This window comes from Streptosporangium sp. NPDC048047 (assembly GCF_040653115.1).
GTDB lineage: Bacteria > Actinomycetota > Actinomycetes > Streptosporangiales > Streptosporangiaceae > Streptosporangium.
Map to the genome: position 1 here is coordinate 329,561 of NZ_JBEZNH010000002.1, position 934 is coordinate 330,494.

A 934-nucleotide genomic window follows, 5' to 3' on the forward strand; every position below is an offset into this window, starting at 1 on the left:
GCAGCGTCGCCATGAACAGAGAGCGTCAGGCGTCGGCGGGCAGGATGCGAAAAGAGGTGAGGCCGCGTGTCAGGGGCTCGATGGCCCGGAAGTCGCGCTGGTCGAGGGTGAAGATGCGGTCGGTCCTGTACCGGTCGGCCAGCACCACGCCCACGGCGTCCGCCAGGTCCAGTCGCAGCCCCTCGTACTTCATGCGGACGCTGTGAGCCGCGACGAGGTCGGCGGGCTTCAACTCGGCCAACCGGTACTGACCGTCTCCCATGCGGGCGTTCAGGGCCTCCATGATCTGCATCGCGGCAGGGAATCCCAGGCCACGGTGGACTAGGTGGTCCAGTTCGGTGACCACCAGGGGGGAGATGGCGAGGACTTCGTGCTGGGCGATATCGGCGGCGCGTCGGTGTTCGGGCTGCGCGCGGTCGAAGGCCGCGTAAAGGGCGGAGGTATCGGCGACGACGATCAACGGCGTGCTGCTCGTTCCCTGATGTGCTCGTGGATCTCGTCGTCCATGGCCTCGGCGGTCATGGCGCGCCCGCTGTCGAAGACGGGAAGCGCTCGGGTATGCCGGGGACGTGTCGAGCCGTCGAGCAGCATCGCGATGCCCCGCCGGATGAGCTCGGCTTTGCTGACGCCCGTGGCCGCGGCTTCGGCCTCCAGCCGGGTTTCCAGCTCCTCGGGGAGATAGACGGTCGTCTTCAGCATGCCTTATATGGTACCACCCACACTCGGGAAGCCAGTGGCTGACGAGGGAGGACGCGCCGGCCCAAGAGCCCCCGAGCCGCGACGCGCAGCGTCGCCATGAACCTGCGAGGGGGCGCCGGTGTCTGGACTGAGGAGCGCAGGAGCGGAGCGACGGAGTGACGAGGGAAGACATCGGTTACCAGCCCCCGAGCCGCGACGCGCAGCGTCGCCATGAACCTGCGAGGGGGCGCCGGTG

At 68.5% G+C, this 934-nt stretch carries 2 protein-coding genes; both read right to left on the reverse strand.

The annotated features are described in order from the left end of the window. Nucleotides 1-25: 25 nt before the first annotated feature. Nucleotides 26-460: a PIN domain-containing protein gene (locus AB0D67_RS03225; RefSeq protein WP_362929311.1), complete on the reverse strand. Its 435-nt coding sequence runs from the start codon at nt 458-460 to the stop codon at nt 26-28. Then, on the reverse strand, nt 457-699 hold the full coding sequence (locus AB0D67_RS03230; RefSeq protein ID WP_362929313.1) for a ribbon-helix-helix domain-containing protein: 243 nt from the start codon (nt 697-699) through the stop codon (nt 457-459). The genes AB0D67_RS03225 and AB0D67_RS03230 overlap by 4 nt, the downstream gene beginning before the upstream one ends. Nucleotides 700-934: the final 235 nt, after the last annotated feature.

Coding starts and splice junctions, on each gene's coding strand:
- AB0D67_RS03230 (WP_362929313.1), bottom strand. CDS start 699: ATGCTGAAGACGACCGTCTATCTCCCCGAGGAGCTGGAAACCCGGCTG.